This window comes from Bordetella sp. MIP270_01_BMS (assembly GCF_054958705.1).
In genome coordinates, this window is record NZ_CM143297.1 from 46,224 (window position 1) to 69,928 (window position 23,705).

Sequence of the window (23,705 nt, forward strand, 5' to 3'; positions counted from 1 at the left end):
CATGAATCCTCTGAAGCGTTCTTCACGATATCCAGGCGCACGGCGGGTCGGGCTGCCGCTGCTGGCAGTCGCCGCGGTGCTGATCAGCGCGGGGGCGTTCGCGGCCGCGCCTACCATGCCCGAAGCCCTGGACTTGCCGTCCGGGAGCACGCAGGCCGTGCTAGGCAAGAACATGCGTCTGTTCGGCATGCCGGTGGACATACGCCTGATCGAGATTCCTTTGCCGGTAGACCGCGCCGTGGCGGCGCTGACGGCCAGGTATCCCGCGCTGTCCGACCTGGGTATTTACCCCGGTTGGGTCGTGCTGTCAGGCCAGGCCGAAACGAATCTCTGGCTGGTGACTCTGGAGGCCGCGAGCCCCCGGCGGACGCGCGGTACCGTGACCTCCCTCGATCCCGCGAGCGCCCGGCATGCAAGAGGGGCCCTGCCACCGGACTGGCTGCCTTCGCCGGCGCAGTTGCGCATGGACTTCAGCGAACTTGACGCCAATCTGCGCACGCGTCAGCAAATCTGGACTCTGCCGATGCCGCTGGCGCAGGCCCGCAAGTCTACCGAGCAGGGTTTGCTCCGGCATGGATGGCGGGTCCTTGCCGCTGACATCGACACCGGGCAGTGGCACCGAGGCGGCACTACGCTGGGCGTCACCTACGCCGCCATTGACGGCGGGAGTGGCCTCCTGTTGCAGCTACACGAGAAAAGCACACCATGAAACAGGCGTTATATGCATACCTGCCGCGCGTGCGCGCGTATGGAGTCTATGCCTTTGCGCTGGCCGCGGGTTTGATGGCCGCGTGGGCCGCGCGTGAGCATATCCAGGCGCGGGTTCGAGAGATCGAGCGCGAAGCGGAAGTGGCGACGGTCGACCGTCTGGTCGCGGCCAGCGATCTCCCAGCCGGCACGCGCCTTCAGCCCGCCCATCTGGCGGTACGAGGCATCCCCGTGCCCTGGGTGCCCAATGGCACCTTCGATCCCGGTGCAGCAGACCATGTCATCGGCACGATGCTGATCAACGACATCAAGCAGGGCGATGCGCTGCTTGATGTGCACCTGACGGCGGAGCAGCCGGAAACGCCGATCTCTGACCTGGTCGCGACGGGCAGGCGTGCCGTCACGCTTCCTGCGGGGGAGGTCAACGCCGTATCCGGGCTGCTGCAGCCGGGGGACCTCATCGACCTGTATGTGTCATTCGTGCATCGCGGTCAGCACCTGACCGCACCGCTCTTGCAGGGCGTGCGCGTGCTTGCGATGGGCAACAATGCCGACGCCGCTTCCACCATCACGCTCGATGCCCCGGCCCGCGACGCCGTCAAGCTGGTGGCAGCTCGGCACAGTGGGACCTTGACCGCGATCCTGCGGCACCGCGGAGACGGCGAGGCACAGCCGGACTCAGCGACGGGTGATCTGGCGGCGCTGATGGGCATCGATGCCCATCAGCCGGCTATGCCTCGTGCGGTGCCGGTACTGTATGGCGATCGACTCGACGCCGAGGCCGCGCCCCAGTCGCAGGACGATCGGGAGATTCCTGCCCGCAACGCCCGAGGTGAACCATGAGACCCTTACACCGGTGGGCGCGATGCCTGTGGGCGGCGTGGTCACTCATCCCCGGCGCCGCGTTAGCCGAGCCGGCCCAGCTCACACTCGAGGTGGGCCAGACCCAGGTGCTGCGCCATGCCAAAGTAACGCGCGTGGCAGTCGGCAACGGGCAGGTGATCAGCGCGGTATCGGTTGACGGCCGTGAAGTGGTGCTGTTTGCGCGACAGGAAGGCGCGTCATCAGTACATATCTGGACCCCAACGGGTGTCGGCGCCTCGTATGAAGTACAGGTCAGGCCGGCAGGCTGGGCCCTGATGCAGGATGAGGTTCAGGCGCTGTTGCGGCACATTCCCAATGTAAGAAGCACGGTGGTTGGGGGCAATATCGTGCTCGAAGGTGACGATCTTGCCGACGATGATCGGACGCGGGTTGCGGCGCTGGCGCAGCGATATCCACGCATTCTGGATTTCACGGGGCAAGTAGGCTGGGACAGCATGGTGCTGCTGGACGTGCAGGTCGTAGAGTTGCCCAGCGTCCGATTGCGGGAGTTCGGATTGCAATGGGACGCCACGTCGCAAGGCGGGCTGCACGCCGGGGGCGTGTGGCGGCCCGCCTCGGCAGTGCAACTGACAGACGCGGCGCCGGCGCCATTGCTGATGCAGGGGCTCGGGGCGGGCGGTTATTTCGGTGTCAACGCATTGATCTCGGCGCGTATTGCCGCCATGGCGCAAAGCGGTGAAGCGGTGATGCTCGCTCAACCTCAGCTGCTGGCACGCAGTGGAACGACAGCCTCATTCCTGGCTGGGGGAGAGGTGCCCTACAGCACCACCGATGCGCAAGGAAATACTGTTACCGAGTTCAAGCCGTATGGGGTGTCGTTGAACATCACCCCTCGCATCGACCGCAATGGCGCCATCCGTTCCCGTATCGAGGTCGAGGCCAGCTCCGTCGATACCTCGCTCAGCGTGGCAGGCGGGCCTGCTTTGCGTACCCGCCGGGCCGCCACCGAGTTCAACGTGCGCTCTGGTCAGACCCTGGTCCTAGGCGGTTTTCTTTCGCGAGAGCGTTCAGAGGAACGCACGGGCCTGCCGCTGCTGCAACACATCCCATTGCTGGGGCCGCTGTTCTCGTCGCAGCGCGATCAGCGCAAGGAAACCGAATTGGCCATATTCGTGACGCCGCGCGTCGTATCACAAGATCACGCTGAACTTGCCATGCGCGTGCAGCGTGGTCGTCATGTGCTGAAGCAGGCCTTTCCCGAGGCGCCCCCGCTGGGTACAGCGGCTCCCGGGCCAGGTGACCCTGACTGGGGAGCCTATATGGGGCCTGGCTCACAATGGCGGCCGGCCGCCGGTTCCAACCTGCATTTCTCTGCCGAATGAACACACTACGCATCAACATGAACTTCGAGGACGGGCAGCAACAATCCGTCGTGGCCACTGATCCACTGCTGATCGGCAAAGGCACGCAGTGCGGGTTGCGTATTGCAAACTGGCGAGTTGCAAAGGCCCACGCCCGACTGGTGCGGCACGGGCAGGTGCTCGAACTCGAAGATCTGGGGTCGCTCGGCGGTACGTTTGTCAATGGCCACCGCATCGCAGTGCATCGGCCGTTGACGCCGGAAGATGATGTGGTCATCGGGCCTTGCCGACTGCGGATTCGGCTCGTCGGCGCAGAGCTTGACCATGACCAGGTCGCCGATCCCGCCAGGATCGACTCACAGACCGTACCCGCCGCGGCCGAGCCTGATCCTGAGCGGGTTGAACGCGCCCCCGGGGCGCTGGCCTTGCTGCCTCATCGGCGCAGGCTGCACGCCGCATTGCTGCAGGCGCTGGACTTGCGTCGGCGCGACGTGGCGAACATGAGCGATACCCTGTTGCGCAACGAAGCACAGCAATTGCTCGACGGCATCGCTGCCGAAGACACCGGCATACCGTCACACGTGGATCGCGCCGCGCTGTGTCGAGATGTGCTTGATGAGGCGGTCGGCCTGGGGCCGCTGGAGCTCTTGCTGGCCGATCCGGCCATCAGCGAGATCATGGTCAACCGCCACGACGAAATCTACGTCGAATGCGGCGGCCGCCTGCAGCGCCATGATGCGGTATTCACCAGTGAGCAGTCCGTGCGTTGGGTCATCGAGCGCATCGTCGCCCCCGTGGGACGCCGCATTGATGAAAGTGCGCCCATGGTCGATGCTCGCTTGCCCGACGGATCACGCGTGAATGCCGTCATTCCCCCCGTTGCCCTGAAGGGGGCCAGCCTGACCATCCGCAAGTTTCCCTTGCGGCGGCCACGCATGGCCGATTTGATCCAGGCGGGCTCGATCGCACCGGCCATGGCCGAATTCCTGTATCTCTGCGTGCGCAGCCGCAAGAATGTCGTCGTGTCCGGGGGCACCGGCTCCGGCAAGACCACATTGCTCAACATTCTTTCGAATGGCATTCCCGAGGGCGAGCGCATCGTCACCATTGAAGACGCTGCCGAATTGCGCCTTGATCATGGCCACCTGGTCGCGCTGGAAGCGCGCCCAGCGAATCTCGAGAATCGCGGCCGCATCGATATCCGCGACCTGGTGCGCAACGCGCTGCGCATGCGGCCCGACCGCATCGTCGTGGGCGAATGCCGAGGCGCGGAAGCGTTCGATATGCTCACGGCAATGAATACCGGTCATGAAGGGTCGCTCACCACGCTGCACGCCAATTCCCCGCGCGACGCGCTGGGTCGGCTCGAAGCGATGGTATTGATGGCAGGCATGGATTTGCCCTTGAGCGTCGTGCGAGAGCACATTGGTGCCAGTATCGACATCATTGTGCAGCAGGCTCGTCTGTCGGACGGGCGCCGTGTGGCGACCTCGATCGTCGAGATCACAGGCCTTGAAAGCGGACGAATCCAGGTTCAGGAGCTGTTCCGCTTTCACGCTAGCCTGGGGTTTCAGGCTTGCGGCCTGCAGCCCAGCTTCGCCGACGAATGGCGAGAGGCTGGCGTGGCGTTCGACGCGAGCCTGTTCTGCGGGACTGGAGCCGGGTTGTCGCCGGGGATGGGCGCATGATCTGGCTAGCGATCGTCATGTCGATGGCATGCGCGGCGCTGCTGGCATGGCGCATGCAGGCATGGTTCGGCCCGGCAATGCAGCGATACCGAAAGGTATACACCCAGGATGCCGGCATCAAGCTCAGCGAGGTATTCCTGTTCATCGACCCCGGCCAGCTATGGCTGGGTTCGGTATTGCTGGCCGCCTCGGCGGGCCTGGCCGCGTGGGTAGCCAGCGACAGCCTTGTGCTGGGGGCGGTGGCCGGCGTGCTGGCGTCGCGGGCGCCACGGCAACTGATCGGCCGCTTGCGCCAGCGCCGGCTGGCCAAGTTCGAGCAGCAGTTGCCAGGAGCGCTTCTGGCGTTGGCGGCGGCACTGCGTGCCGGAGTGGGACTGTCCACCGCATTGCGACACATCGTCGATCACAGCGAAGCGCCATTGGCCCAGGAATTCGGACTGATGCTGCGAGAACAGCGGCTCGGCGTGTCGTTCGATGCGGCCTTGCATCATCTGGGGCAGCGGGTGCCCACCGAGGCGTCGTCCCTGGTCGTGGCCGCGATGGCCGTCGCCTCGCATACAGGGGGCAATCTTGCAGAAACTCTTGATGGTATTGCGAGCACGCTGAGAGATCGTCTGCAGTTGCAGGGCAAGGTCCGGTCCTTGACGGCACAGGGCCGGCTGCAGGCCTGGATCGTGGGAGCCTTGCCCTTGTTGCTGATGTGGGTGCTGGACCGCCTGGAGCCCCAGGCGATGGAAATGCTGTGGCATACCCCTGTGGGCTGGGCCGTCCTGGTACTGGTGGCGGGGCTGGAGGCGGGGGGCGTATTGCTCATCCGCCGTATCGTCGACATTGATATCTGAATTCGGCCATGCTTTCTTCCTTTTCGATCCTGTTGGCAGGCGCTGCGGGCGCTGCACTAATCTGGCTGGCGGTGCGTCCCGTTCTGAACGGTGCGCACGTCTTGTCGTTGCCGTCGAGCATGCCATGGATGTGGCGCATTTGCTGGCCATGGCTTGACGCCATGGCGCCCGCCTGCGCGAATATGCTTGCGTGGCGGCAGCGCGCCAACCTGGCCCGATGGCTGGCGCAGGCCGGCACGCCACCGGCTTTCACGGCGTCGCATGCTTGCGCGGTGCTGGCCGGCGCCGGGGCAGTTGGCATGCTTGCAGGGGTGGCGGCTGCCGCAGCCCTGGGCGGCTCGATTGCCGCAGCCACCCTGGCGGGCATGGCAGGCGCGATCCTCCTGGCCGGCTGGCCTGCGGCATGGCTGCGGCAACGCGTCAGCGCCCGGCGCTTGCGCATCGCGCGCGATCTGCCGTTCGTACTCGACATGATGACCTTGTGTGTGGAATCGGGGCTGGGTTTGCAGGGCGCGCTCCAGCAAGCAGAGCAACACGGCCCCCCCGGACCGCTACAGTCAGAGTTGGCGCATGCCTTGTCTGACATGCGTGCGGGGATGCCGCGCGCGCAGGCGCTGACGGCCCTGGCCGAACGAGCCTGCATCCCCTCGATACGCAGCTGGACGGCGGCCCTCAATCAGGCGGACAGCCTCGGCATGAGTCTGGGGGCGGTGCTCCGGGGCCACGCTGCGCAATGCCGTACCGATCGCTACCAGCGTGCGGAAAAGTTGGCCATGGAAGCGCCCGTGAAAATGCTGCTTCCCCTGATAGGCTGCATCTTTCCGTGCACCTTCATCGTGCTGGCTTTTCCGATTGCGGTGCAGTTGTGGCAGGCTCTGCAATGACCTCTCATCCTCCCAGGGCCTTGCCCCGCAGGCGCTTCCGCCTGCGCTTGGCGCAGGGTTTGCGCGGGCGCATGCTGGGCCTGCTCTGCAGGCCGGCGCCGCCTTGCGCCCGGACCGGCTTGTGGCTGTCGCCGTGCGTCGCGATTCACACTTGGGGCATGCGCTATCCCATCGATGTGGCGTTCGTTGGGGCGCACGGGCGTGTGCTGCGAGTGGATCGGCATGTGGCGCCGGGGCGCATGCTGTACTGCCCTGGGGCACGATCGGTCATCGAGCTGGCTGTCAATACCACGGATACGCCATTGCGCTATCGGCGCAAGTTGCAAGCCGCCTTGTGTCGAGCGCGACGTTGACGTCCGGCGACGGCGAGTCTGCACGTCCGTTGTGATCGCCCCGCCTTTGCACGGTGGTTGGCAGCCCGCCGCGGAACCGTAGTGTCCGTATTGAACGGCCGTGGCTGGTTCGGTCTGCAACGAGCTACCCGGGGCGTGTGACCGCAGGTGTGGGGGCGACGTCCGGAAGCGCAGCGGCGTGTCTACGACGCGGGTACGAAGAATCGGTCTCGCAACGCCTGCAGTCCGATTCGGTCCAGGATTTCGTTCAGGCGCTGCGCCGGCTTGCGGCGGGGCAGGTCTTTGTACTGGGCAATGATGAGTTCATTTTTCATTGAATGTTCCCAGCCGACCAGTTCAGTCACCGTGACCTGATACCCATGGGCTTCCAATTGCAGGCAGCGCAGTACGTTGGTGATCTGGCTGCCGAATTCCCGCGTGTGCAAGGGGTGACGCCAGATCTCGGCTAGCGGGTCGGCCAGCGCGCGCGACTTGTTCTGGCGTAACACCGCAGCCACCTCGGCCTGGCAGCACGGCACGACGACGATGTGGGCGGCCTGTTTTTCCAGGGCGAATCGCAACGCGTCGTCGGTGGCGGTATTGCAAGCGTGCAGGGCTGTCACCACGTCGACCCGCGGGGGCAGCTGATTCGAAGTGATGGATTCCGCCACTGACAGGTTCAGGAATGACATTCCGCCAAAGCCCAGCCGAGCCGCCAAGGCTTGCGAGGACGCGACGAGTTCCGGACGCGTCTCGATGCCATAAACGTGCGATTCGTCTTTCAGCGCCTTGAAGTACAGGTCATACAGAATGAATCCCAGGTACGACTTTCCGGCGCCGTGATCCACCAGCGTCACTGCGCCACGCTGCGTCTTGACCTGCTGCAGCAGCGGTTCGATGAACTGGAACAGGTGGTACACCTGCTTGAGCTTGCGCCGGCTGTCCTGATTGAGCTTGCCATCCCGCGTGAGGATATGCAGTTCTTTCAGCAGTTCAATCGACTGCCCGGGGCGGAGGTCGGGAAGAGAGGACACAGAAGGGCGGGCCACGCTGGCCGGAAAGAAACCACCTATTTTACGGATTAACCATTCGCGCCCGGCGCACGCTTGCCGCGATCGCGCCTCGCACATGTCGGCCCGGGAAAACCCGGATATATCCAAACGATTGATGTATATAGTATTTTAATCTGTATACAGATCAGAATTTTGATCATAATCGCCTGGTCGGGGCGTGAGGTTCGCGTACCCGGCATCCCAATCAGCGAGGCCCCATGTCCGAGTCTTCCAGTCGCGTCAACGAAATCACCCCCGACCCTGCCGTTCAGTTCGACCCGGCCGTGGGTCAAACCTATCTGAAGTACGCAGGCATGCTGGTCGCCCGCGGCTACGTGCAGAGTTCGCTGGGCGGCATGGTCATCCGGGTGCCTCATCCCGATTACCCCGACGGCGTGGCATACGCCAAGCCGTCGGCAGTCTCGCTCGAAGAGATGACCATGGACGACCTGGTCATTACCGACATCCCGGATGGCCGCATCATTTACGGCGAGCGCCCGACGACGGTGGGACACCAGATGAATCGCGAGATCCTGCGGTTGCGGCCCGACGTGAACTGCGTCATTCACCTGCATCATGACGAAACCATCGCCTTCCTGGCGGCGGGTTTTGAAGAAATACGCAGCACCTCGTTGACGTTTTCCTACTTGATGCAGAAGCCCGCGCATTACTTGCCGGCACATCTGAACGTGGAAGAAGACGTCGCACCCATCAAGACCTTCATCGCCAACACGAACTGCATCATCATGCGCCGCCATGGCTTCACGGTGCTGGGGCGAACCGTGTCCGAGTGCTATCACCGCACCAATGTGCTGGTGTCCGAGGTCAAGCGCAACATCATCGTCGAGACGCTGTCCGGCCTGCACAAAACGCGTCCGGAATACCTGTCGCAGGAGGACATGGAATGGATGTACTCGCGCGGCGATAGCGTGGTGTACCCCAAGGCAGTGGCCCAAAAGAAAAACTGACAACCCAATAGGCGCGCCCGCGCCATCCAGAGCTTACGGAGATCACCCATGCCCGCATTCTTGAAGCGCTTCAAACGTCTGTGCGCTGCCTCGCTGTGCTGTGCCACCGCATTTACCGGCATGGCCCAAGCTGCCGAGAACTGGCCCGCGCGGCCCATCAAGCTGGTGGTGCCGTTTCCCGCGGGCGGTGGCACGGATATGGTGGGCCGCGCCATCGCTGAATCGCTCAGCACGACGCTGGGCCAGCCGGTCATTGTCGAAAACAAGCCCGGTGCCGGCGGCACGCTGGGGGCGAACCAGGTGGCGGGCTCCACTGCGGACGGTCATACCCTGGGCCTGGCTACGTCCAGCACGCACGTCACGTCGCATATCCTGAGGAAGGACACGCCGTATCACCCTCTGAAAGACTTCGTGCCGGTGTCCGAAATCGGGCGAACGGGCTATGTGCTGGTGCTGACACCGGATTTCCCCGCGAAAGACATGAAGTCATTCCTGGACTACCTGAAGCAGCATCCGGGCAAGGTCGAATACGCGTCGGTCGGCCAGACGACCCTGGGCTACCTGATTTCGGAACTGTTCAAGCTCGAGCAGCAAGTCGACATGATGCACGTGCCTTATAAGGGGTCATCGCAGGTCTACACAGACTTGATGAGCGGAGTGGTCAAGGCGTTCTTTGACAATCCGGTTGCTTCGGCCGAGTACATCAAGAGCGGCAAACTGCACGGCCTGGCAGTGACCCGTAAGACGGACCTGCTGCCTGATACGCCCACTTTCGCGCAGGCCGGGGTGCCGGGGTTCGATGCAGCCTTCTGGTATGGCGTGGTGGCGCCCGCCGGGACGCCCCAGGCCGTGGTCGACAAGATCCAGGCGGGCGTGGCCGCGTTCGCCGGCTCTGACAAGGGCAAGGCCGTGCTGGCTCGGCTGGGCGTCGACCCGGTGGCCAGCACGCCTCAAGATTTCGCCGGGCAGATCCAGGACGACATCGCCAAATGGAAGGACGTGGCCGACCGCGCCGGTATCGCCGCCGAATAAGGGGGGCCGCTATACTGCGCGGAACGTCCGGGGCACGCCGTGCCCCGGTTTTGTGGAGGTCGGGTGGAACTCACAGCGGACAGTATCGTCGACCGCGTCTATGACCAGATCAAGGCCATGGCGGTGTCGTATCAGTTCAAGCCGGGCGAGCGGCTCAACGAGGGCGAGCTGTCACGCCGCCTGGGCGTCAGTCGTACTCCCCTGCGCGAGGCGCTCAATCGCCTGAACACCGAAGGCCTGCTTACTGCCTTGCCCGGCAAGGGGTTCTTCTGCCGCGATCTCGATGTGCAGGAAATATTCTCGTTGTACGAGATGCGCAAGGTCATGGAAACTGGCGCGGCGCGCCTGGCCGTCACGCGGGCCACCGACGCCGAAATCGATGACTTGCTGGGGTTTCTGGAACGCACGACCCCCGGTTCGGCAGGCCTGTCCACACAGGAGCTGGCCGAACTGGACGAGGCGTTCCATCTGAAGCTCATGGCGATGTCGGGCAACGCCGTCATGCAGCAGGTGCTGGGGAATATCAACGCCCGTACACGCTTCGTGCGCTGGATCGACATCGACATGGGCGACAAGCGCCATGGCGTGCCAGCCGACCACCATGCCATCGCCGACGCGCTGAAGCGGCGCGACGCCGAGCAATGTGCCGTGTTGCTGGAAAAGCATATCAATCGCCGGCAAGAGCAGATCAGCGCGTTCATCAAAGAGGCCTACGCCAAGATCTACATGTCCGGCGCCGGCCCCCGCCTCGCCGGCTAGGGGGGCCGGGCGTCAGGCGTCGGTCAGATGCTGGATGAAGCTGCGGCACAGCGCCGTCTGCGGGCGCAGGTTGCTCCAGAGCACGTGACTGCGAACCTGTATCTGTGGGACCAGCGGTCGCGCGGTCAGTCCGGGCACCGGCAGCGCCGCCAACAGGCCCGATTCCACCAGCGCGATGCCCGCGCCGTGGAATGCCAGCACGATGCCCGTCATTGAGGTTGCCACCTCGATCTGGATATTGAGCGGGCGCTGCAGGAAAGCATTCAAGTGGTGGCGCAGCAGTGCCTGGGGCACATAGGTGATGATCGGGTAGGGCAGCAGATCGTCGACGGCGATCTGCTCGCGCGCGGCCAGAGTGTGGTCCTGCGGCAGGATGCAACTGAGTTCGGCCGACCGAAGGGGCAGTGACTGGATGGCGGCATGTTCGCCGGCGGAGAAAGACAGGCCCAGGTCGACCTGTTCGTTGATCAGCCGCTCGGTGATCAGATTCGAATCCATCGACTGCAACGTAAGGCGCACGTTGGGACGCGTCCTGGCGAATTGGGCCACGGCCTGCGCCAGCCAGGCATTGGCTATCGGCGAGCTGGCGGCGATCGACAAGGAGCCCTGCAGGCCTTCGGCGAGGTCCTGACTGAAGCGTTCCAGACCCGCCACGCGGCCAAAAATATCCTGCACCTCGGGCAACAGGGCGCGGGCCTCTGGTGTGGGGATCAATCGGCCGCCCTGTCGCGTGAACAGGGTGAAACCCAGGCGCTGCTCGAAGTGTTTGATGGTGGCGCTGACGGCGGGCTGGGTCACGTGCAGCAGATTGGCGGCGCCGGTGATCGAGCCGGACACCATGACGGCATGGAAAGCCTCGAGGTGGCGCAGTTGGATGCGGGCGAGCATGGCGGGAAAGGGCACTCCATAAACCGGTCTTATGGCCGGCAGTGTTTATGTGATTGGCTGCCATGTTAGTCCAGTGCCTAGAATCGCCGCACGATATACAGGCTGCGTCCGCGCTTTGCATGGGCCGGCGCGCAGCCGTACCGTTGACCTATAACCAGGAGCGCCCATGTCCCAGACGCCGGATACGGTTTACCGTCCCAGCCAGGAAAACCTGTACTTCCCCAAATATCCCAAGTTTGAATCGGTCGAGGCTGAACGCTGGCACCGCCGCCAGCGCCTGGCCGCCGTCTGCCGCGTGTTTGCCAAATTCGGCTACGAATACGGCTTCGCCGGACACGTCACCGTGCGCGACCCCGAGCATTCGAATCTGTACTGGACGAACCCCTTTGCCATGGACTTCGGCCGTGTACGCGCCAGCGACATGTTGCTGGTCGACCATGCGGGTACCGTGCTTGAAGGGCGGTGGGCCGTCAATCGCGCCGGCTTTGTGCTGCATTCCGCCATTCATGGCGCGAACCCTCACGTGGTGGCGTCGTGCCATGCGCATACCACGCACGGCATGGCCTGGGCCGCGCTGGGCCGGCCGCTGGATCCCATTACGCAGACCGCCTGCGGCTTTTATGAAGACCAGGCGCTGATCACCGAAGAAGCCGGCGCGGTCGTGGTAGAGAATGACAAGGGCCACGCGGTGGCGCGAGCTTTCGGCAATGCCAAGATCGCCATCCACCAGAATCACGGTTTGTTCTCGGCCGGTCGCGAGTCGGTGGAAGAAGCCGCCTGGTGGTTCATCGCGGCCGAACGCGCCTGCGAAATCCAGCTCAAGGCTGAAGCCACCGGCAAGCCACTGAAGCTCATCAGCCGCGAGGCGGCGCTGCATTCCAAGAAGCACCTTGCCACGCCGTTCATGGCATGGCTGCACTTCCAGCCGATCTACGACACCATCGTGCGCGAGCAGCCGGACTGCCTGCTTTAAAAGACAGGGCCAGCGCGGCCCGTACCGGAGCCGCGCAGCCCAAGCATTCCATACCAAAAACAAAGGAGAGAATCATCATGCTGTTTTCCATACGCGCCTTGGCGGCCTGCCTGGCCGTTATCGGCACGAGCGGCCCGGCCTTGGCGGCCTGGCCGGACGACAAACCCATCGAGCTGGTCGTCGGCTTTGCCGCCGGCGGAGAGACCGACGTGCTGGCGCGCACCCTGGCGCCTTTCATGCAGAAGCATCTGTCGCCGAACGCCAACATCGTGGTGGTGAACAAGCCCGGCGCGTCGGGTGCTATCGCCAACTCGTATGTGCAGCGTGCGCCCAAGGATGGCTACACGGTGGCCATGGTCAACACCCCGCCCATGAACTTCATGCCGCTGGTGCAATCGACTCCGTACGATCCAGCACAGTTTGCCCTGATCGGCCGCGTGGTTAGCGACCCCACGCTGCTGGTTGCGCGCGACGACAGCCCCTATGCGTCCCTGAAAGACTTGGTCGCGGCCGTCAAGGCCAAGCCTGAAAGCGTTTCGATCGGCCAGAATGGCCTGGGCAGCAATGGCGGCGTCGCGCTTAACATGCTCATGCTGGAAAGCGGCGCAAAGTTCACCGAAGTGCCCTATGCCGGCACCGGGCAGTCGAAGATTTCGTTGATGGGCGGGCATGTGGACATGATCTTCACGAGCCATACCGCCGTGCCGAACCCCGCCGGGGAACAGACCAAGCTGCGCATTCTGGCGCAATTCGTGGATGCGCGCGCGCCGATGCTGCCCGACGTGCCCACCGCCAAAGAGCAGGGCTTCAACGTGGTGGTGCCTTCCGACCGCGGCCTGGCCGTGGACAAGGGCGTGGCTGGCGAGCAGCGCGACCGTTTGCAGGCCGCTCTGGAAGCCGCCCTGAAAGATCCGGGCTTCCTCGAGGCGGCCAAGTCCTTCTCGGCAATTCTGGCGTACAAGCCGGGCGCGGAATGGCAGGCCGACATTGACGCGGCCGAAGCGCCGCTGACGCGTCTGGCTTCAGAGCTGAAGCAGCGCGGAGTTGTAACGGGTAAGTAACGCCGCAAACCACCGCGGTCGGCTGACGGCAATGTCAGCCGGCCGTCTCCGCAGGCTCAAACGCCAGCCGTACAGCGTGCGCGCGCACGTCTTGCGGCCAAGGGGCGGTGTAGAGTTCGAATCGTTCCCGATCACCGCCAAACAAGGCGCGCGTCGCTTCTTCAAAACCGCCCATCGAACCGGCCATCGAGTACATGAACCGATAGGCGGCCTCGGCCTGCTGGCGTTGCCGGTCTTGATCGTGATTGGCGCGCCGCGCTTCTTCAACGAGCTTGCGCAGCGCCACCGAAGCGCCACCAGGTTGCGCACTGAGCCAGTCCCAGTGACGGGGCAGGAGCGTGACCTCCCGGGACACGACCCCCAGGCGGGGACGCCCACGGCCGCGCGGCCCCTGCGCGAGCTCGCCGGCCGGTTCGGCCGGGGGCGTGGCGGGAAGCAGCCGGGCCAGGATGTCGTCATCGCTGCCCCGCAGGTCCAGGTCGATCAGCCGACCGGTGTGATCGCAATAAATCAGAATATCGTCGGTCAGGCCGGTCTGTTGAGCGCGCTTCACTTCAAGCGCCACCGCCGGCAGGCTGCCTGCTGCGATGCGCCGGTGCCCCGCAAACGCGGTGCACAGTGTCACGACTGGCGTTGTGACAGTGGGTTCTACAGTGGTGGGTTCTGTTTGATTCGATTCCATGGAATCTCCTTCCGGGCAGACCTCCCAATTATCAGCCGGGTAATAATCAAGATCAATATTACCCGGGTTATATTTTGCTACGGGACATTAGCGCCGTTTTCCTAGGTAGTAACACCTAGTAAATGGCACCCAAAAGCGTATAATCTTGCTTTGCGCCCGGAGTTCCCCATGCGTCTCGTCCAAAAAGCGCTCACCTTCGACGATGTGTTGTTGGTGCCCGCGTATTCCGAGGTGTTGCCGCGCGACACCTCGCTGGTTACCCGCCTTACTCGTAACATCACCCTCAACATCCCGCTCGTGTCCGCCGCCATGGACACCGTTACCGAGTCGCGCCTGGCCATTGCCATGGCGCAAGAGGGCGGCATCGGGATCATCCACAAGAATCTGTCGGCCGATGAGCAAGCCAAGGAAGTGGCACGCGTCAAGCGCCACGAATTCGGCATCGTCATCGATCCGGTGACCGTCACCCCCGAGATGAAGGTGCGCGACGCCATCGCGTTGCAGCGCCAGCATGGTATTTCGGGCCTGCCTGTCGTACAGGGCAAGAAGCTGGTAGGAATTGTCACCAACCGCGACCTGCGCTTCGAAGACCGGCTCGACCAGCCCCTTTCGAACATCATGACCCCGCGCGAGCGCCTGGTCACCATGCAGGAAGGCGCCACGCTCGACGAAGCCCAGGCATTGATGCACAAGCACCGACTCGAGCGCGTGCTGATCGTCAACGACGCCTTTGAGCTGCGCGGCCTGGCCACCGTCAAAGACATCGTCAAGAACACCGAGCATCCGGTCGCCAACAAAGACGCCTACGGCCAGCTGCGCGTGGGTGCCGCGGTGGGCGTGGGCGCCGGCACCGAAGAGCGTGTCGAAAAACTCGTCGCCGCCGGCGTGGACGTCATCATCGTCGATACGGCCCATGGTCATTCGGCCGGCGTGCTTGAACGGGTGCGTTGGGTGAAGCAGAACTTCCCCAAGGTTGAAGTCATCGGCGGCAACATCGCCACGGCCGCCGCTGCGCGGGCGTTGGTGGAACATGGCGCCGACGGCGTCAAGGTCGGTATCGGCCCGGGTTCCATCTGCACCACGCGCATCGTCGCGGGCGTGGGCGTTCCGCAGATCACCGCCATTGCCGACGTCGCCAAGGCGCTTGAAGGCGCCGGCGTGCCACTTATCGCCGACGGCGGCATCCGCTATTCGGGCGATATCGCCAAGGCCCTGTCGGCGGGCGCCTTTGCCTGCATGATGGGCGGCATGTTTGCCGGCACCGAAGAAGCGCCAGGCGAAGTCGTGCTGTTCCAGGGGCGCTCGTACAAGTCGTACCGCGGCATGGGCAGCCTGGGCGCAATGTCCGATGGCTCGGCCGACCGTTACTTCCAGGACCCGGCCAACAACGCCGACAAGCTGGTGCCCGAAGGCATCGAAGGCCGCGTGCCATACAAGGGCAGCGTGCTGGCCATCATCTACCAGCTGGTGGGCGGCATCCGGGCTTCCATGGGCTACTGCGGCTGCGCCACCATCGACGACATGCGCACCAAGACCCAGTTCGTCGAAATCACTTCCGCAGGGGTCCGCGAGTCACACGTCCACGACGTGCAGATCACCAAGGAAGCGCCCAACTACCGCGCCGACTGATCCCCACGGCCTGAGTACAATGCAATTCTTCGCGCACCGGCAGAACCCCGCGGTTCTGGCCGGTGCGCTTTTATTTCCAAACCGGCAGAGTCTCCATGCACCACCAGCGCATTCTCATTCTTGACTACGGTTCGCAAGTCACCCAGTTGATCGCCCGCCGCGTACGCGAGGCCGGTGTCTATTCTGAAATTCATCCTGGTGACGTCGACGATGCGTTCGTCCGCGATCAGGCCTCGCAAGGCTTGAAGGGCATCATCCTTTCCGGCAGCCATGCGTCCGCCTACGCAGACGACTCGCTGCGCGTGCCCGCGGCCGTATTCGAGCTGGGCGTGCCGGTTCTGGGTATCTGCTACGGCATGCAGTCGATGGCGCAGCAGCTGGGCGGACAGGTCAGCTTTTCCGACCACCGCGAATTCGGCTACGCCGAAGTGCGTGCCCATGGGCACACCCGACTGCTCGACGGCCTGGCCGACTTCACCACGCCCGAAGGGCATGGCATGCTGAAAGTCTGGATGAGCCACGGCGACAAGGTCACCGAATTGCCGCCTGGTTTCAAACTGATGGCGTCCACGCCCTCATGCCCGATTGCCGGCATGGCCGACGAAGAACGTCGTTTCTACGCCGTGCAATTTCACCCTGAAGTCACCCACACCGTGCAGGGCAAAGCCATGCTTGCCCGCTTCGTGCATGAAATCTGCGGCTGCCAAGGCGACTGGAATATGCCCGACTACGTCACCGAAGCCGTGGCACGCATCCGCGAGCAAGTCGGCAGCGACGAAGTCATCCTGGGCCTCTCGGGCGGCGTCGATTCGTCTGTCGCTGCCGCGCTCATCCACAAGGCCATCGGCGATCAACTCACTTGCGTGTTCGTCGACCACGGCCTGCTGCGCCTGGACGAAGGCAAGCAGGTCATGCAGACCTTCGCCGAAAACATGGGCGTGAAGATCATTCACGTCGATGCCACCGAGCAGTTCATGGGCAAGCTTGCCGGCCAGGCGGACCCCGAGGCCAAGCGCAAGATCATCGGTCGCGAATTCGTCGAAGTGTTCCAGGCCGAAGCGGCCAAGCTCAAGAACGCCAAATGGCTGGCGCAGGGCACGATCTACCCCGATGTCATCGAATCTGCCGGCGCCAAGACGGGCAAGGCCACGTCCATCAAGTCGCATCACAACGTGGGCGGTCTTCCCGACACCTTGAACCTGCAGTTGCTGGAGCCGCTGCGCGAACTGTTCAAGGACGAAGTGCGCGAGCTGGGCGTTGCACTGGGCCTGCCCCCGCAGATGGTGTATCGCCACCCGTTCCCCGGTCCGGGCCTGGGTGTGCGCATCCTGGGTGAAGTGAAGCAGGAATTCGCCGACCTGCTGCGACGCGCCGACGCGATCTTCATCGATGAGCTGCGCAGCACCATTGATGAAACCAGCGGCAAGACCTGGTATGACATGACCTCGCAGGCCTTTGCCGTCTTCCTGCCCGTGAAGTCGGTCGGCGTCATGGGCGATGGGCGCACGTATGAGTATGTGGTGGCCCTGCGCGCCGTGCAGACCTTCGACTTCATGACCGCCGACTGGGCGCCGCTGCCGCACGCCTTGCTGGCCCGAGTATCGTCGCGCATCATCAATGAAGTGCGTGGCATCAACCGGGTGGTGTACGACGTGTCGAGCAAGCCGCCTGCGACGATTGAGTGGGAATGATCCCGCGTCTGGCACGGCCAGGCATCTGAAGGCATAAAAAGCCGCTAAGCCCGCGTAATTGCGGGCTTTTTTGTATTTGTGTCTGGCACGATCTGGCAGCAGGAGGAAGCGCCAAGCACCGTTTGAGCATGGCATCAAAGCTGGTACTATCGACTAACGATGCCATGATGGAAGCCGATACCATGCAGCTCTTTTTTGTGTTCTCATGGTATTGAATTTCACTAACTAGTTGTTTTGTATAGAAAAAACACCATAAATTTGATGTTTTTTCAGCATGGTATCAAAAACGAAGAGGGACAAGGTACATGCTGACCGATACCAAGCTGCGCAATCTCAAGCCCAGGGACAAGCTCTACAAGGTGAATGACCGGGAAGGTCTATATGTGGCCGTCACGCCTGCCGGGGCGGTGTCGTTCCGTTATAACTACTCAATCAACGGACGTCAGGAGACCATCACCTTTGGTCGCTACGGCGTCGGTGGCATCACCTTGGCAGAAGCCCGAGAACAGTTGGGTGACGCCAAGAAGATGGTTGCGGCGGGCAAGTCACCGGCCAAGGAGAAGGCTCGCGACAAGGCGCGGGTGAAAGATGCGGAGACGTTCGGTGCCTGGGCGGAGAAGTGGCTGCGCGGTTACCAGATGGCCGACTCCACACGCGACATGCGCCGTTCGGTCTATGAGCGCGAGCTGAAGCCGAAATTCAGCAATCAGAAGCTGGTGGAGATCACCCATGAGGACTTGCGGGCGCTGACCGACGCCATCGTCGAGCGAGGCGCACCGGCCACAGCCGTTCATGTGCGTGAAATCGTTATGCAAGTGTTTCGCTGGGCAACCGAGCGTGGGCAGAAGGTCGAAAACCCGGCGGAGCTGGTGCGGCCAACCAGCATCGCCCGATTCGAGCCGCGCGACCGAGCGTTGACCCCCGAAGAAATCGGGCTGATGTACAAGTACATGGAGCAGGTGGGTACAAGCCCAACAAACCGTGCGGCGGCCAAGTTGCTATTACTGACGATGGTGCGCAAAAGCGAGCTGACCAATGCGACCTGGAGCGAGATCAATTTCAGTGAAGCGCTGTGGACGATTCCAAAGGAGAGGATGAAGCGCCGTAACCCGCACCTGGTATTTCTGTCCCAGCAGGCACTGGATATTTTCATTGCTCTGAAAACCTTTGCTGGTGGTTCCGACTTTGTACTGCCATCACGGTACGACTCGGATGCACCGATGAGCAGTGCCACACTCAACCAGGTGCTGACCCTGACTTACAAGGCGGCGCAGAAAGACGGTAAGTCGCTGGCCAAGTTCGGGCCGCATGACTTGCGGCGCACAGCCAGCACGCTGCTGCATGAGGCCGGCTACAACACCGACTGGATCGAGAAGTGCCTGGCGCACGAGCAAAAGGGCGTGAGGGCCGTATACAACAAGGCTGAATACCGCGAGCAGCGGGCGGCCATGTTGCAGGACTGGGCGGACATGATCGACGAATGGACTGTTGGAAGTCTTCGCTAAGGAGGGGCGACAAAATGGATAGAGATTGGATTCTTCAAACACGTGAAACACGTCGGTCCTTTGCGAATGCAACTTGGGTGCCGCTGCGTGCATCCCAAGATGATGAGCAAGGCCCGCGGGTTACCGAAATTGGCCATATCAGTGAGTACTTTGGATGTGGGTCGGTTGCATTTTCTCCGCAGCACCGAGAGACTGCCGAGAATTTGAGTTGGAGTGACATCGGAATTGGCCATAGTGCACGACCATACGCCTATGATGACGGCTACTACTCGCCGATAGACCAGTATCAGTGCAACGACAAAGAGCCTATCGGGGTTGAACTAGTTTTCGTACATGATCAACCTGTTGTACGCGGGGAAAATTGGATACTAAATCCTGACCTCGTCGTTGCGCTCCGTTTAGTTAAGGAGGGGCACACTTGGGTCAGGCCTGAAGAAGATTTTGTGGTAGTTGCTCGTGAGATTCTCGATAGCGATGGTCGGTATAGGTTGATCGAGATCAAGCGAGAGTTTCTTATTGACTATCTCGCCGCCCGGGGGCTTGCGTTAAGGCTGTCTTACTACCGGCAACGCGTTGAGAATGTTGCCGTTGTTGAAGGGACCAATTACGAGGGGCTTGCAAATCATCAGAGTGAGAGAGATCACGGTCGCTTCGAACTCCTCATGCGTAGCCTCAATGACGTATATGGCGGAAGCTGGGCGTCGTTTCGCGTCTGGAGGACCGACATTGATGAGGAAGAGGACGCACCGGTTTTGGGTCCGGAGAGGGATGACAACACAGAGTCCGAACAGTCAGAAGGTGTTCGGGTAGGCCCCAAAGGCATCCGTGTAGAAAGTGAGTTCTGGAAAGATGAATGGATTGATCACCGAGCTCTGAGTGTGAGGGTCCGTGGCGACACGGATCAATCCCTGCCGCACTTCATAGTTGAAACCGATGGAACACGCATGGCGTCCCCGGCGCTTGATTCTGAAGATGTTGGTCGATGGCTATGGTTCCGCCCGAGTGTAGTAACGGACCTTATTGGCCGCCGTGGGTTCGCCTTAAAGTGGTACACCGCAGAGACGGGTGCAATCATCTCTACATCTGGCTACGCTACACATTTTGGAGTCAATTCCGCCGATTTGCTAACCATCTACGCTTACGACATTGCTCGCCTCGCAGCATGGGAGCAGCATGTCTGGGCTGCGCACAATGTACCACCAGACGGTAAGGTTTCCGGTGAGTTGTTAGCTTCGCAAGTCAGGACCCAGCCAGCCTCCACGCATGCCGTGGAGGAGTTGCTTTTCGTGAGTATGCGGATGCTAGAGAAGGGATTTGAGAGTAGGTTCGGAGTCAATTTGTTCAATCATCAAATTGATGACGACTCTGCGATGCAGCAAGTATCGCGGTTCCACTGTAGGGATCAGGCTTCGTTGCTGCGACTTGCAAAAGAGATAATCCGAGTTTTTTCAGATCGCCTTAGCGTTCGCGAACTACGCAAGCTGTCGTCTCATGCAGAGAAAGATAAACTTGGTTCCAATAAACTCCTTCAGGACGTGTTAGCGAAGCAAGTTGGGGGCGTAGGATCCCCCTCAGAGTAGACGTCAGCCAGTAGAATTTCGGAGCCTCCTTTCCATCGGAGACTCCCTTGAAGAAAAGCAGATTTACCGAAAGCCAGATCGTTGCGGTGCTCAAAGAAGGCGAAGCCGGCATCCCGGTCGTCGAGTTGTGCCGCAAGCACGGCATCAGCAGCGCCACGTACTACCAGTGGAAGAGCAAATACTCGGGCGTGCAGGTGTCCGAGTTGCAGCGCCTGCGTGAGCTTGAAGCGGAGAACGCCAAGCTCAAACGCATGTACGCGGATCTGGCCCTGGAGAACTCAGCGATCAAGGATGTGCTGAACCGAAAATCCTGACGCCGTCAGCCAGGCGCGGGGTCGTCGAGCAGTTGGTGGAATCGAAGCTCTCGATCACACGTGCCTGTCAGATTGCTGGCCTGTCGCGGGCGGCGTACTACAAGAGGCCAACTCCGGCAGAGCAGCGCGATGCCGAGGTCATTGATGCGCTCAATGCCATCGTGACCCGGCATGGGCGTTGGGGATTCTGGAAGTGCTTCACACGGCTGCGGCTCGATGGCCATTGCTGGAACAAAAAGCGGGTTCACCGGGTGTACTGCGAGATGGGATTGAATTTGCCTCGACGCTGCAAGAAACGGCTGACTGACCGGCCCCGTCAGCCGCTGGACCATTTCCTGGAGCCAAATCGCTGCTGGGCATTAGATTTCATGCATGATGCCTTGTACTGTGGCCGACGCTTCCGGACGTTGAACGTGATCGACGAGGCCAACCGGGAGTGCCTGGCCATCGAGGTAGGCACATCCATCCCGTCGGCACGCCTGATCCGTGTGCTCAACCGCCTGATCAATTGCTATGGGGCTCCTGAGGCCATACGGCTGGACAACGGGCCGGAGATGGTCTCGCTGGCGTTCACCGAATGGGCTGCTGCCAGAGGCATCGCCGTGCGTTATATCCAGCCCGGAAAACCGAATCAGAATGCGTTCATCGAGCGCTTCAACAAGACGTATCGCACTGAGGTGCTCGACGCTCATCTGTTCGCTAATCTGCAGCAGGTGCAGGCCATCACCGAACAATGGCTAATCGATTACAACGAATACCGCCCACATGAATCACTGGGCGACGTCCCGCCGGTGCAGTTTATGCCTCGGCTAACCCTTGCTCCGAATCTCTATCAGCCGTCGTCTACTTGACGGGGGACCCTACGACTGTGTGTTAATAAATCCGCCAATTTTTCAATGTACTGATTGTGTCCAGGAATCAACGGATAGGATGCTTTCGATCCATTAACAGATGGCTGGATCTAGACGAGCAGTGCGATGTGAGTAAGCAAGCTGAACATAGCGGCCGATTTTTGGTTTATGTTTCGCCGTGTAGACACTTTGAGCTAACAAAATCAAAGAGTGGCCTGAAAACTTCGAAATGCCCCGCCTCAAGAGCCGGAACAACATCTTTGGCAAAAGTTGTTTTTTGGCCGTCACTGACGAACTTGATGAATCCGTCTGTACGTTCAGTATCGATAGCGAAGTAGTCATTGATACCGGCAATGCCATGAAACAGAAGCTCTATCGTCAGTAGGGATCTATTTCCATAATTACCGCCGGTGTGTGGGTTGATTACTTGTTGTCTAATGGGACCAGTAGTGGGCACGGGTAGCAAAATAGCGTAACTCTCATGGCCATTACGTTTCTTGGTCAGGCATAGAGTTGGGTCGGTTTGTACATCTTGTCCCAGCTGGTTCCAGTCGTTGTAGGCTTCATCAAAATCAAAAAGCGCAAAAAACGTCCTGTTAGGATGATTCTGATAAAGCGCATTGTCTTTAACAAGATTGCGCTGGAAGCCGCAGCTAAATGCGTTTTGTATCTCGAAGGGCCGCTTCACGCCTGGATACAGTTTCTGCCAAGCGGTTTCAAGGATCATTTCATCCGTGATGCCCTCTGTGAATAGTACAGGCCCACTCGTATTTTTCAGCACGTGCTGAATATTTAGCCGTGCCTCGCTCTCGGAAAAAGTAATCAAACCTGCGGACAGCGATTTGATGATGTCGGCTTTTTTTACTTTGGCCAGTGCAACTTTCTCGCCGTCGAATTCGAACAAGTTGATAACACTATCGCCGGCACAGGTGATTGTTGATGCACTGTGGCTGCTCATCAAAACATGGCTTGATTTTGCTGCTGCATCGGTAATGTCGAAAACTTGCTGTAGAAAATCAAACTGCCACTCCGGGTGAAGGAATGCATCCGGCTCATCCAGCAAGATTAAACAATGTCGGTCTTTAAATAGCTCGACAATCGAGTAGATATAAACGGATTGAAACTGACCGTCGCTGAAATGGCTGATATTTCCTTCTGTACCTGAAGTAAGACGAAGTGGTACAGAAATAGCGTCGAGCGTTCCCAATGTTTTCAGGTTGTCGAACTGGCGGAATAGTTCTTGCCACTTGCCGGCGAACTTCTCTTGCAGCTTGCTGATGGATAGATACAGAACGTAGCGATCATCATTTGGAAAATAGCCCTCTGTGACGGTTAATTTTCCGGAGTTGTCCCAAATGCAAGCGTTTAACGTGTCGAGAAATTCCTTTGTGATGCCGATAGGCCGCCAATATCGGGTGGCAGTATCGACGGAGTCGATGTCGTATTTTTCTCGTTCACTACCTTGTGCATAGTCTGGCCGCTGCAAATCGATTCTAAGCACGGGCTCGGAAACGTCGTCAGTACCGGGTTTGGTAATGCCGAGGCTAGCTATTCCCAGCTTTTGACGAATGAATGTATGAGCTCTGCTATCTGTGGGCTGTGCCAGTAATACGGCCAATAGCAATGCCTTGTATTCCTGGCCAATGCCGATAAAACGGCGACTCTCATCAGCATTGGCGCCTTTGATGCGTCCACGAAATTTGGTTTCGTACTCGGCAACCAAGTTTGACACTGTGGTGTTGTGCCCGGAATAGTAAATCAAGATGTTATCGGGAAATGGCGTCTGCCCAAGTGTCTTGCGATCCATGTCGTTGTTGATGCGAAGCTTGCCAGCCTTCCACTCAATTTCGGTGTCTTGACCATCGATCTCGTAATTCAGACGGTAATCGAAAGCGATGTCATCATCCGCACGGCCGAGTTGATCCAGATGGCGAAATATTTCAATTAATGCCTCGAATAGGTTAGATTTCCCGCTCCCATTCTTTCCGACAAATACATCGATAAAGCTGGTTCCATCAAAACTCAGCGTGAAGTCTTTAAGGTTTTTGTACTGGCTGATGAATATTGATTTTAGGCGCAT

General features: G+C 60.8%; 21 protein-coding genes. 17 read left to right on the top strand and 4 right to left on the bottom strand.

Annotated elements, in window-relative coordinates:
- Position 1 precedes the first annotated feature (1 nt).
- Genes ACV17W_RS00250 through ACV17W_RS00280 form a run of 7 tightly spaced genes read left to right on the top strand, consistent with a single transcriptional unit; the run spans position 2 to position 6,661 of the window.
- A complete protein-coding gene (locus ACV17W_RS00250) occupies positions 2-709 on the top strand; it encodes a hypothetical protein (RefSeq protein WP_462594460.1) in 708 nt (235 codons plus the stop codon).
- On the top strand, positions 706-1,551 hold the full coding sequence (gene cpaB, locus ACV17W_RS00255) for a Flp pilus assembly protein CpaB (protein WP_462594461.1): 846 nt from the start codon (positions 706-708) through the stop codon (positions 1,549-1,551). Before ACV17W_RS00250 ends, cpaB begins: the two co-directional genes overlap by 4 nt.
- Complete coding sequence (locus tag ACV17W_RS00260; protein ID WP_462594462.1) at positions 1,548-2,915, top strand: type II and III secretion system protein family protein; 1,368 nt, start codon at positions 1,548-1,550, stop codon at positions 2,913-2,915. The genes cpaB and ACV17W_RS00260 overlap by 4 nt, the downstream gene beginning before the upstream one ends.
- The gene (locus ACV17W_RS00265) at positions 2,912-4,582 is read left to right on the top strand and encodes an ATPase, T2SS/T4P/T4SS family (protein WP_462594463.1); all 1,671 of its coding nucleotides are present in this window, start codon (positions 2,912-2,914) and stop codon (positions 4,580-4,582) included. The genes ACV17W_RS00260 and ACV17W_RS00265 overlap by 4 nt, the downstream gene beginning before the upstream one ends.
- On the top strand, positions 4,579-5,424 hold the full coding sequence (locus ACV17W_RS00270; protein ID WP_462594464.1) for a type II secretion system F family protein: 846 nt from the start codon (positions 4,579-4,581) through the stop codon (positions 5,422-5,424). Before ACV17W_RS00265 ends, ACV17W_RS00270 begins: the two co-directional genes overlap by 4 nt.
- An 8-nt stretch (positions 5,425-5,432) precedes the next feature.
- The gene (locus ACV17W_RS00275) at positions 5,433-6,308 is read left to right on the top strand and encodes a type II secretion system F family protein (RefSeq protein WP_462594465.1); all 876 of its coding nucleotides are present in this window, start codon (positions 5,433-5,435) and stop codon (positions 6,306-6,308) included.
- Positions 6,305-6,661 carry a DUF192 domain-containing protein gene (locus ACV17W_RS00280; protein WP_462594466.1) on the top strand — a complete coding sequence of 119 codons (357 nt, stop codon included), beginning with the start codon at positions 6,305-6,307 and terminating at the stop codon, positions 6,659-6,661. The genes ACV17W_RS00275 and ACV17W_RS00280 overlap by 4 nt, the downstream gene beginning before the upstream one ends.
- 182 nt (positions 6,662-6,843) lie before the next feature.
- Here ACV17W_RS00280 and ACV17W_RS00285 read toward each other — a convergent pair whose 3' ends face one another.
- The gene (locus tag ACV17W_RS00285) at positions 6,844-7,674 is read right to left on the bottom strand and encodes a class I SAM-dependent methyltransferase (RefSeq protein WP_462594467.1); all 831 of its coding nucleotides are present in this window, start codon (positions 7,672-7,674) and stop codon (positions 6,844-6,846) included.
- 236 nt (positions 7,675-7,910) lie between these two features.
- Here ACV17W_RS00285 and ACV17W_RS00290 point away from each other — a divergent pair, with 236 nt between their 5' ends.
- The 3 genes from ACV17W_RS00290 to ACV17W_RS00300 all read left to right on the top strand — a co-directional run bounded on the left by ACV17W_RS00290 (position 7,911) and on the right by ACV17W_RS00300 (position 10,451).
- The gene (locus tag ACV17W_RS00290; protein ID WP_462594468.1) at positions 7,911-8,660 is read left to right on the top strand and encodes a class II aldolase/adducin family protein; all 750 of its coding nucleotides are present in this window, start codon (positions 7,911-7,913) and stop codon (positions 8,658-8,660) included.
- A 48-nt stretch (positions 8,661-8,708) separates the two neighbouring features.
- Positions 8,709-9,692, top strand: coding sequence for a Bug family tripartite tricarboxylate transporter substrate binding protein (locus ACV17W_RS00295; protein WP_462594469.1), 984 nt, complete (start codon positions 8,709-8,711; stop codon positions 9,690-9,692).
- Positions 9,693-9,755: 63 nt separating this feature from the next.
- On the top strand, positions 9,756-10,451 hold the full coding sequence (locus ACV17W_RS00300; RefSeq protein ID WP_462594470.1) for a GntR family transcriptional regulator: 696 nt from the start codon (positions 9,756-9,758) through the stop codon (positions 10,449-10,451).
- Between the two features lie 12 nt (positions 10,452-10,463).
- Here the strand turns inward: ACV17W_RS00300 and ACV17W_RS00305 are convergent, their stop codons facing one another.
- The gene (locus ACV17W_RS00305) at positions 10,464-11,339 is read right to left on the bottom strand and encodes a LysR family transcriptional regulator (protein ID WP_462594471.1); all 876 of its coding nucleotides are present in this window, start codon (positions 11,337-11,339) and stop codon (positions 10,464-10,466) included.
- A gap of 166 nt (positions 11,340-11,505) precedes the next feature.
- On the opposite strand from ACV17W_RS00305, the gene ACV17W_RS00310 reads away from it, so the two are divergent.
- Both ACV17W_RS00310 and ACV17W_RS00315 read left to right on the top strand, forming a co-directional pair.
- The gene (locus ACV17W_RS00310) at positions 11,506-12,312 is read left to right on the top strand and encodes a class II aldolase/adducin family protein (RefSeq protein WP_462594472.1); all 807 of its coding nucleotides are present in this window, start codon (positions 11,506-11,508) and stop codon (positions 12,310-12,312) included.
- Between the two features lie 77 nt (positions 12,313-12,389).
- Entirely contained in the window at positions 12,390-13,373 is a 984-nt protein-coding gene (locus ACV17W_RS00315) for a Bug family tripartite tricarboxylate transporter substrate binding protein (RefSeq protein ID WP_462594473.1), read from the top strand.
- A gap of 34 nt (positions 13,374-13,407) precedes the next feature.
- Here ACV17W_RS00315 and ACV17W_RS00320 read toward each other — a convergent pair whose 3' ends face one another.
- Positions 13,408-14,055: a DUF2239 family protein gene (locus tag ACV17W_RS00320; RefSeq protein ID WP_462594474.1), complete on the bottom strand. Its 648-nt coding sequence runs from the start codon at positions 14,053-14,055 to the stop codon at positions 13,408-13,410.
- A 168-nt stretch (positions 14,056-14,223) separates the two neighbouring features.
- Between ACV17W_RS00320 and guaB the strand changes: the two genes are divergently transcribed.
- The 5 genes from guaB (at position 14,224) to ACV17W_RS00345 (ending at position 21,625) form a co-directional block, all read left to right on the top strand.
- Positions 14,224-15,684, top strand: coding sequence for an IMP dehydrogenase (gene guaB, locus ACV17W_RS00325; RefSeq protein WP_462594475.1), 1,461 nt, complete (start codon positions 14,224-14,226; stop codon positions 15,682-15,684).
- 95 nt (positions 15,685-15,779) lie between these two features.
- Positions 15,780-17,375: a glutamine-hydrolyzing GMP synthase gene (gene guaA, locus ACV17W_RS00330; protein WP_462594477.1), complete on the top strand. Its 1,596-nt coding sequence runs from the start codon at positions 15,780-15,782 to the stop codon at positions 17,373-17,375.
- A gap of 305 nt (positions 17,376-17,680) precedes the next feature.
- On the top strand, positions 17,681-18,880 hold the full coding sequence (locus ACV17W_RS00335) for a tyrosine-type recombinase/integrase (protein ID WP_462594478.1): 1,200 nt from the start codon (positions 17,681-17,683) through the stop codon (positions 18,878-18,880).
- 14 nt (positions 18,881-18,894) lie between these two features.
- Positions 18,895-20,460, top strand: a complete 1,566-nt coding sequence (locus ACV17W_RS00340; RefSeq protein ID WP_462594479.1) for a hypothetical protein — start codon at positions 18,895-18,897, stop codon at positions 20,458-20,460.
- Positions 20,461-20,507: 47 nt separating this feature from the next.
- Positions 20,508-21,625, top strand: a protein-coding gene (locus ACV17W_RS00345) for an IS3 family transposase (protein WP_462592677.1) whose coding sequence is annotated in 2 segments (ribosomal slippage) — positions 20,508-20,769 and positions 20,769-21,625 — 1,119 coding nt in all. Because the reading frame shifts where the segments join, the coding sequence is not laid out codon by codon here.
- Between the two features lie 166 nt (positions 21,626-21,791).
- Here the strand turns inward: ACV17W_RS00345 and ACV17W_RS00350 are convergent.
- Positions 21,792-23,705, bottom strand: a complete 1,914-nt coding sequence (locus ACV17W_RS00350; RefSeq protein ID WP_462594480.1) for an AAA family ATPase — start codon at positions 23,703-23,705, stop codon at positions 21,792-21,794.

Coding starts and splice junctions, on each gene's coding strand:
- ACV17W_RS00250 (WP_462594460.1), top strand. CDS start 2: ATGAATCCTCTGAAGCGTTCTTCACGATATCCAGGCGCACGGCGGGTC.
- cpaB (WP_462594461.1), top strand. CDS start 706: ATGAAACAGGCGTTATATGCATACCTGCCGCGCGTGCGCGCGTATGGA.
- ACV17W_RS00260 (WP_462594462.1), top strand. CDS start 1,548: ATGAGACCCTTACACCGGTGGGCGCGATGCCTGTGGGCGGCGTGGTCA.
- ACV17W_RS00265 (WP_462594463.1), top strand. CDS start 2,912: ATGAACACACTACGCATCAACATGAACTTCGAGGACGGGCAGCAACAA.
- ACV17W_RS00270 (WP_462594464.1), top strand. CDS start 4,579: ATGATCTGGCTAGCGATCGTCATGTCGATGGCATGCGCGGCGCTGCTG.
- ACV17W_RS00275 (WP_462594465.1), top strand. CDS start 5,433: ATGCTTTCTTCCTTTTCGATCCTGTTGGCAGGCGCTGCGGGCGCTGCA.
- ACV17W_RS00280 (WP_462594466.1), top strand. CDS start 6,305: ATGACCTCTCATCCTCCCAGGGCCTTGCCCCGCAGGCGCTTCCGCCTG.
- ACV17W_RS00290 (WP_462594468.1), top strand. CDS start 7,911: ATGTCCGAGTCTTCCAGTCGCGTCAACGAAATCACCCCCGACCCTGCC.
- ACV17W_RS00295 (WP_462594469.1), top strand. CDS start 8,709: ATGCCCGCATTCTTGAAGCGCTTCAAACGTCTGTGCGCTGCCTCGCTG.
- ACV17W_RS00305 (WP_462594471.1), bottom strand. CDS start 11,339: ATGCTCGCCCGCATCCAACTGCGCCACCTCGAGGCTTTCCATGCCGTC.
- ACV17W_RS00310 (WP_462594472.1), top strand. CDS start 11,506: ATGTCCCAGACGCCGGATACGGTTTACCGTCCCAGCCAGGAAAACCTG.
- ACV17W_RS00315 (WP_462594473.1), top strand. CDS start 12,390: ATGCTGTTTTCCATACGCGCCTTGGCGGCCTGCCTGGCCGTTATCGGC.
- ACV17W_RS00320 (WP_462594474.1), bottom strand. CDS start 14,055: ATGGAATCGAATCAAACAGAACCCACCACTGTAGAACCCACTGTCACA.
- guaB (WP_462594475.1), top strand. CDS start 14,224: ATGCGTCTCGTCCAAAAAGCGCTCACCTTCGACGATGTGTTGTTGGTG.
- guaA (WP_462594477.1), top strand. CDS start 15,780: ATGCACCACCAGCGCATTCTCATTCTTGACTACGGTTCGCAAGTCACC.
- ACV17W_RS00335 (WP_462594478.1), top strand. CDS start 17,681: ATGCTGACCGATACCAAGCTGCGCAATCTCAAGCCCAGGGACAAGCTC.
- ACV17W_RS00340 (WP_462594479.1), top strand. CDS start 18,895: ATGGATAGAGATTGGATTCTTCAAACACGTGAAACACGTCGGTCCTTT.
- ACV17W_RS00350 (WP_462594480.1), bottom strand. CDS start 23,705: ATGCGCCTAAAATCAATATTCATCAGCCAGTACAAAAACCTTAAAGAC.